At 55.9% G+C, this 7,661-nt stretch carries 6 protein-coding genes and 1 other annotated feature; all 6 genes read left to right on the top strand.

The window, feature by feature from the left end:
* Positions 1 to 705, top strand: a 705-nt coding sequence (locus GXX57_09850) for a hypothetical protein (protein HHV44951.1), incomplete at its 5' end; no start/stop codon positions are given.
* A gap of 688 nt (positions 706 to 1,393) precedes the next feature.
* On the top strand, positions 1,394 to 2,965 hold the full coding sequence (locus GXX57_09845; protein ID HHV44950.1) for a HAMP domain-containing protein: 1,572 nt from the start codon (positions 1,394 to 1,396) through the stop codon (positions 2,963 to 2,965).
* 200 nt (positions 2,966 to 3,165) lie between these two features.
* Positions 3,166 to 3,936, top strand: coding sequence for a GntR family transcriptional regulator (locus GXX57_09840; GenBank protein HHV44949.1), 771 nt, complete (start codon positions 3,166 to 3,168; stop codon positions 3,934 to 3,936).
* Positions 3,937 to 4,064: 128 nt separating this feature from the next.
* Positions 4,065 to 4,318: a binding site (T-box leader), on the top strand.
* 86 nt (positions 4,319 to 4,404) lie between these two features.
* On the top strand, positions 4,405 to 6,081 hold the full coding sequence (gene ilvB / locus GXX57_09835; GenBank protein HHV44948.1) for a biosynthetic-type acetolactate synthase large subunit: 1,677 nt from the start codon (positions 4,405 to 4,407) through the stop codon (positions 6,079 to 6,081).
* A 2-nt stretch (positions 6,082 to 6,083) separates the two neighbouring features.
* Positions 6,084 to 6,560, top strand: coding sequence for an acetolactate synthase small subunit (ilvN, locus tag GXX57_09830; GenBank protein ID HHV44947.1), 477 nt, complete (start codon positions 6,084 to 6,086; stop codon positions 6,558 to 6,560).
* Positions 6,561 to 6,605: 45 nt separating this feature from the next.
* Positions 6,606 to 7,607 (top strand): ketol-acid reductoisomerase, encoded by a 1,002-nt coding sequence (gene ilvC, locus GXX57_09825; GenBank protein HHV44946.1) that lies wholly within the window; start codon positions 6,606 to 6,608, stop codon positions 7,605 to 7,607.
* Positions 7,608 to 7,661 lie beyond the last annotated feature (54 nt).

Genomic DNA, 7,661 nt, shown 5'->3' with positions numbered 1-7,661 from the left:
TTTGTGGTGAATCTGCCCGCCGGTGAGTACCGGATTCGGATGCTGGACACCGAAGGAAACCTGGTGCCGGATAGTGAGCGGAAGTTGGTTGTTTACAGCCATCGGCGGACCGGGTTGGGCTATCAGACAATCCCTGAACCGGCGGATAGCCGAAGTTCAGTGGACGATGACGATGCAGGGTACCAAGTCTACGACGACTTCGAAAGTAGCAACAGCCTGTGGACTACATGGGACAATGCCACTTGGGAAATCGCTAATGGCCAGTTGCAGTTAAGGACCCCGGGGGAGACGGTCACCTTGGTGGCCACGGAAGTGATTGACGGTGAGGATTATACAATTGAAGCACGCCTGTTACACCTAAGTGCCGGCCAGGCATTTCTCGGATTGCAACATACGGCATCGGGGGCCTATGTTCGCTTCTGTGTGACGGACACCGGTGCGGTTTACGTGGACACCACCGCCGACGGGTATTTTGATCGCTTCTTTATTGGCAATAACGTGGTGGTTCCCGGAAGACCGGTTACCATGAAGCTCAGCCGCACAGGCTCCCTGTTTCGTAGCTATGTGGATGACAGTCTAGTCACAGAGCGGGACATCGAAAGCTTCCCCTTGGGTGCGGTACGGATATTCCTACAAACCTGGGCGCCAGCGGGTTCTACATCAACCAGTACGTGGGACTGGGTGCGGACGAGCACCGGGTTCTAACAACGGTTATCTACTCACCGCAGCTTCGTTAGCGAGCTGCGGTGAGTCCTATTTCTGGGGGGAGCCTGTGGGGGAGAGGATTATTGGCTTGGAACCCGTCCAAATCCTAACAACCCAGAATCGATATAGTACCCATTGACGTTACCGATAACCGCCTGCCGTCCGTTGACACCGGGTCCGTTGACCGTTGGTCCTTTTGTCCTAGAAACCGGTCGTTTGGGCTATCGAACAGAATAGAGCCCTTTTATTAAAGTGCTTCAAAGGCATATACAGTTAACCCGGTCCCATGGTTTCCACAGACGAGGACCTTCCACCACCATGATGCTTCATCTTCGCCACGCCTTAAACACTTCTCACCCCATTACCGACAATATAAATATGGGCTGCTTCCCTTTGTCATGCTTTCCTGTCTTTTGCCATCAACCGTTGCTTTTACGATATGGAAAGTTTTCCTGTCCGGGAAAAGGGGAAAACCGTATTCTTGGGATCGGGAAGTACACTAAAAGCGGTATTCATAGTGGTCGTATACCGTGCCTAATCTACACTGCAACTTTCTTTCCCCCTCCAAAGGACGGCTACCTGTTTTAGGAAACGATGTAAATTCCTGCGCTCCAAGCAGGAGTTTGACATCTTTTCCCGAATGCCATTCAAAATCACTGATAGCCTATGCGCAAGAAGGGAGATCTCTATGAGGTGGGCGAATTTGAAGATCGGGACGAAGATTGGTTTGAGTTTTTCACTTATCTTAGGCCTGTTGCTGGCTTTAAGCATATTCAACTTCATTGGCGTCAGTAGGGTCTACCGCAGTGGTCGGGAAGTATTGAATACGGGGAACCTGATGAACACCCTCACCCTCAGGGAGATCGATCATCTGCTTTGGTCCGAGCGCCTGAACGAACTTGTGGACTTGGGGGATCCCAGTGAATTTGATCTGGAGCTAGATCCCACCCGCTGCCGCTTGGGTCAGTGGCTGAATAGCGAAGAGCGGCGGCAGGTGGAAGAGCTGTCCCCGGAACTGGCGAAAACCCTCCAAGAACTGTCGGAGCACCATGTCCACATGCATGGTACCGCCGCCCGGATCAGGGACGTCTTGGAGACTGCCCAGGCCAAGCAGATCTTTTGGAACGAGACGAAGCCTGCTTTGGAAGAATTAAGGGCGCGGCTTACGAAAACCCGGACCTTGCTTGAGGAATACCGGTTAGCAGCCGCAGACCAAATGAGCCACTTTACCCAGCAATCCCGGGACCGGAGTATCTATCTTCCGGTAATCGCTTTAGTACTAGGAGTGGTGTTCTCCGCCATCATTGGCCGGGGGATAACCAAACCCATTGGCCTACTTACCGCCACCATGGCCAAAGCAGCTGCCGGGGATCTTACCGTCTCCGTGGATTACCAGGGCCAGGATGAGATCGGTGTGATGGTAGACTCCTTCAATAGGATGTTGGGGGCACTTAAAGAGGTGGTGGCTGCTTCCCGAAAGGCGGTGGCGGAAACGGTCTCCGCCAGTCAGATGGTGGCCACTGCCAATGAGGAGCTCAGCGCATCGATTGACCAGATCGCGTGTAGCGCCACCGAGTTTGCCGATAGCTCCGTGCGGATCAGCCAAAAGATCATGAACATCAATCAGGCGGCCCAAGAGACCGGGGAATTGGCTCGTACCGGTTCGGCGAAGATTAATTCTTGCCTCGAATCCATCCAAAGCATCGAGGGCGCTTCCGAAGAGACTGTCACCGCGATGCACCAGCTACGGGAGGCGGCCAAAGAGATTGTCACCGTGGTTAACGTGATCAGTGAGATTGCGGACCAGACCAATCTGCTCTCACTGAATGCCGCCATTGAAGCGGCCAACGCGGGTGAATACGGACAGGGCTTTGCGGTGGTGGCGGATCAGATCCGCAAACTGGCGGTCCAGACCAAGGCGAGCCTGGAGAAGGTGGATGATCTGGTCAGCAATCTGCATGCCTTGATGGATGTGGCGGCAAACTCCACCAATCTCAGCCGGGAAAAGGTAGCCCAAGGGGCCATCACCGTCAAAGAGTCCACCGAATCCCTCAATGCCATCGTGGCCCGGGTGGCGGAGATTATTGACCAGGTGCAAACCATTGCGGAAATGACCCAGCAACAGGCGGCCACCAGCCAGCAGATCGCCGCGGCCACCCAGGAACAGTCGGCCCTGACCCAAGGATTAGCCGATTCTTCCCACCAGTTGGCCAACATTGCCCAGCGCCTGGAGGAGATTATCAGCCAGCTGTCGGTATAGCTTACTTTCCATGGGTCGGTGGATGTTTCACCGACCCATGGGTTCCCCGTCTCCTATCAACCGGCCTAAACCAGCTAGGCGGATCCTAAGCTTGCCCGTGCACGAGAAAACATTGATATCTCGTGGAAACTCCCCTTGACAAGCCCACTGTGGCCTGCTAAAATCCTGGTATATACCGGTATACACGGAGGCTGATGTTGGTGGGAAGCTCATACCTCTATATGCGGGTGGCCCAATATATCCTGGACCTGATAGAGTCCCAGGAGCTCAAACCCGGAGACCAACTGGATTCGGAGCGGAACCTCAGTGCCCGGCTAGGAGTGAATCGCCTGACGGTGCGCAAGGGAATCGAGATGCTGGTGGCCCAAGGGGTGCTCCGCCGGGTGCCCAGCAAGGGGACCTTTGTGGCGGATCCCAAGATCGATCAGCGGGCGGACCAGGTATTGGGCTTTTCGGACCAGGTGCTCAGCAGCGGGTTGCAACCGGGAGCAAAGGTCTTGGATGTGGTGGTGGTTCCCGCCACAAAGCAGATTAGCCGGGAACTGAAAGTGGAGGTGGGCACACCCCTTTGGTGTATCCAGCGTTTGCGCTTTGCCAACGGGGAGGCGGTCTGTATTGAACATAGCCATTATCCCACCAGTGTGTGTCCGGGTATCAACGAACATGATTTATCCCAATCCCTTTACCGGATCTTCAAGGACAAGTACAATTTCGAGATCAAGTATGTCCGCCAGACCTTGGAGGCGGTGGCTGCAACCCACACCGAGGCGGAGCTTTTGCGGGTGAATGTGAAGGATCCCCTGATGCTGGTGGTCCGGGTGGGATATGACCAAGCCGGTCAACCGGTGGAGTTTGCCAACGAGTGGTATCGGGGGGATCGGTGTCGGTTTGTGATCCTCGGGGAGGGACCGGCGGATACCCAGCCCTCCCGAGATGCTTTTGTAGCCAAGGATTTCCTTCGCAAGTACTAGACAAGTCCCTGGGGTCGGTGCCTCCCCAGACCGAGTTTGTCCCGTTCGAGAACCGCCGGCCGAAATTAGGTATTGTAGGTTCTTGACACAGGGGGTAAACTCAGGTATATTTATGGCAATATAATTCCAGAAAGGCGATGAAAGGGAGTAGTAGAACGGCTTTAAGGCTCCAGAGAGTTACCGGGTGGTGGGAGGTAACGCCGATGTCGTTCGAACTCGCCCTGAAGCCGTGTTGCCGAAAGACCAGTAGGCAGCACCGGGTTGGCCCTTAAAGGGTGCATCCGTTATCGTGCAGATCTTATCCACGCATAAGATCATTCGAGGGCAGCCCTTGGGCTGCTGAAGCTGGGTGGTACCACGGGAGAATCCTCTCGTCCCAATCGCGGGATGGGAGGTTTTTTTTCAAGTGGTAACAGTTTCCGAGGGAAGGGAGTGAAAGCGTCGTACTTCGGGTATGGACGCACGACTATGAAGATGACCGGCGCACAAGCACTAATTGAATGTTTTATCAGGAAAGGTGTGGAAGTAGTCTTCGGCTATCCCGGCGGAGCAGTATTGCCCATCTATGACGTACTCTATGATGCTCCGATCAGGCACGTTCTCACCCGCCACGAGCAAGGAGCGGTCCATGCGGCCGATGGTTACGCGCGGGTGACGGGAAAGCCGGGGGTCTGTATTGCCACCTCGGGACCCGGTGCCACTAATCTGGTGACGGGCCTGGCCAATGCTTACATGGATTCGATTCCCATTGTTGCTGTCACCGGTCAGGTGGCCACCAACCTCATTGGCCGCGATTCCTTCCAGGAGGCGGACATTACCGGGATCACTACCCCGATTACCAAGCATAATTACTTGGTCAAAGACGTACGGGATCTGCCTCGGATTATCAGTGAAGCGTTCTATATCGCTACCACCGGCCGGCCTGGCCCTGTGCTCATCGACTTGCCGCGGGATGTATCCTCCGCCGAGTTTGATTTCGTTTACACCGATAAGGTGGACCTGGTGGGGTATAAACCCACCTATAAGGGTCACGTGAAGCAGATCGAGGAGGCCGCCGCGGCCATCAACGGGTCCCGCCGGCCAGTGCTTTACGTGGGGGGTGGAGTCATTTCCTCCGGAGCCCATCGGGAGCTTTTTGCGTTGGCGACTAAGGCCAACGTGCCTGTCACCACCACCTTAATGGGTCTAGGGGCTTTCCCGGGGAATCATCCCTTGTCCTTGGGGATGCTGGGCATGCACGGCACCGCCTATGCCAACTACGCTGTGATGAACAGTGATCTCCTCATCGCGGTGGGTGCCCGCTTTGACGATCGGGTAACGGGCAAACTAGATGTCTTTGCCCCTCAGGCCAAGGTGATCCACATCGATATCGATCCGGCGGAAATCGGAAAGAATGTGGATGTGGATATCCCCATCGTGGGTGATGCCAGGAACGTGCTTTCCTCCTTGGTGGAGCGGGTTCAGCATGTGGAGCGGACCGAGTGGTTTGAAAAGATCGCCGGGTGGAAACGGGACTATCCCCTCGCCTATGAGGAGAGGGACGATGAGATCGCACCCCAGTACGTGGTGGAACAGATTTACGAGATCACCAAGGGCCAAGCGATCATCGCCACCGAGGTGGGACAGCATCAGATGTGGGCGGCCCAGTATTACCGGTTCGACGAGCCCCGGTGCTTCGTCAGTTCTGGGGGCCTTGGCACCATGGGTTACGGTTTCCCCGCGGCCATCGGTGCCCAGGTGGGACGGCCCGATCGCACGGTGATCGATATCGCTGGGGACGGAAGCTTTCAGATGAACATCCAGGAGCTGGGGACTGTCGCCAGTAACCGGATTCCCGTGAAGGTGGTCATCTTGAACAATGGGTGTTTGGGCATGGTGCGGCAATGGCAGCAGTTGTTCTACAAGGAACGCTACTCCTACATCGATCTCCGGGATAACCCGGACTTCGTCCAGATTGCCGCCGCCTATGGCATTAAAGGTCGACGCATCACCAAGCGGGAGGAGGTCCGCCCGGTGCTGGAGGAAATGCTGGCCTTGCCTGAACCGGTGGTCATTGATGTGCAGGTCTGCCGGGGGGCTAACGTCTATCCCATGGTGCCGGCGGGCGGAGCCCTCGATAAGATGCTTGGTCTAGGGAGGGAATAGCCGTGAAGCATACCTTGGCAGTACTAGTCCACAATCGTTCTGGTGTCTTGGCCCGGGTGGCGGGACTGTTCAGTCGTCGGGGCTACAATATCCACAGCTTAAGCGTGGGGATCACCGAGGATCCCAACGTGTCTCGCATGACCATTGTGGTGGAAGGCGATGCGGACATCATCGAGCAGGTGAGTAAGCAACTGCACAAGTTGGTGGACGTGATTAAGATCAGCGATATCACCAGTGATCAGGTGGTGGCCCGAGAATTGGCCTTGGTGAAGGTGACGGCTACCTCCGCTAACCGTTCGGAGATTTTAGAAGTGGTGAACATCTTCCGGGCCCAGATCGTGGATGTGCATCCTAAGTCCCTGGTCATCGAGGTCACCGGCGATGCCGACAAAATTGATGCCATGGTGAACATGCTCCGGCCCTACGGGATTAAGGAGATGGTCAGAACCGGGCGCATTGCCATGTCCCGAGGCAGCTGAGCAGGAAAGTCTATAGAGCATACAAGCCAGAAAGGGGTAAGACAGATGGGAGTAAAGATTTATTACGATCATGATGCAAATCTCGATGCACTGAAGGGAAAAACCGTGGCGGTAATTGGGTACGGCAGCCAAGGGCATGCCCAGGCCCAAAACCTACGGGATAGCGGTGTCAACGTCATCGTTTCCAACCGGCCCGGCAGTGCAAACTATCAGCGGGCAGTGGCCGACGGGTTCACGCCGGTGAGTGCCGAGGAAGCGGCCCAACAGGCCGATGTGATCCAGATGTTGGTGCCCGACGAGGTCGCGGCGAAGGTATACAAAACCTCCATTGAAAAGCACCTGACCCCAGGGAAGGCCCTTGTCTTTTCCCACGGCTTCAATATTCACTTCGGGCAAATCGTGCCGCCGAAGGATGTGGACGTCTTCATGGTGGCCCCAAAGAGCCCTGGTCATCTGGTCCGCCGGATGTATGTGGAGGGCAAAGGGGTTCCTGGGCTTATTGCCATCCACCAGGATGCCACCGGCAACGCCCGGGATCTGGGCTTGGCCTACGCGAAGGGTATCGGCTGTACCCGGGCCGGGGTGATCGAGACCACCTTTGCCGAGGAGACGGAGACGGACCTGTTTGGTGAGCAGGTAGTGCTGTGCGGTGGGCTCACGGAGCTCATCCGGGCGGGCTTTGATACCCTAGTGGAAGCAGGATACGCGCCTGAGATTGCCTACTTCGAATGCCTGCACGAGATCAAGCTCATCGTGGACCTGATCTACGAGGGTGGCATTTCCCATATGCGCTACTCCATCAGTGACACTGCCGAATATGGTGATGTCACCGTTGGAAAGAAGATTATCACCGAGGAGACCCGCCAGGAGATGAAACGTGTGCTGGCGCGGATCCAAAACGGTGAGTTTGCCAAGGAATGGTTGCTGGAGAACCAGGCCAACCGGCCCGTCTTCAACGCCATCCGCAAACGGGAGCAGAACCACTTGATTGAGCAGGTGGGCAAGACGCTCCGCAGCATGATGCCCTGGATCAAGAAAGAAGACTAAGGAAGAGTACATCCGCAGCCTTCCGGTCCCCCCAAGCCGGGACTGCGGTGGAAA

The sequence above is a fragment of the Bacillota bacterium genome, from assembly GCA_012839765.1.
GTDB lineage: Bacteria > Bacillota > Limnochordia > DUMW01 > DUMW01 > DUMW01.
The sequence above is the reverse complement of the archived record's forward strand: the minus strand, read 5'-3'. Positions and strand labels throughout refer to the sequence as shown.

Coding starts and splice junctions, on each gene's coding strand:
- GXX57_09845 (HHV44950.1), top strand. CDS start 1,394: ATGAGGTGGGCGAATTTGAAGATCGGGACGAAGATTGGTTTGAGTTTT.
- ilvB (HHV44948.1), top strand. CDS start 4,405: ATGAAGATGACCGGCGCACAAGCACTAATTGAATGTTTTATCAGGAAA.
- ilvC (HHV44946.1), top strand. CDS start 6,606: ATGGGAGTAAAGATTTATTACGATCATGATGCAAATCTCGATGCACTG.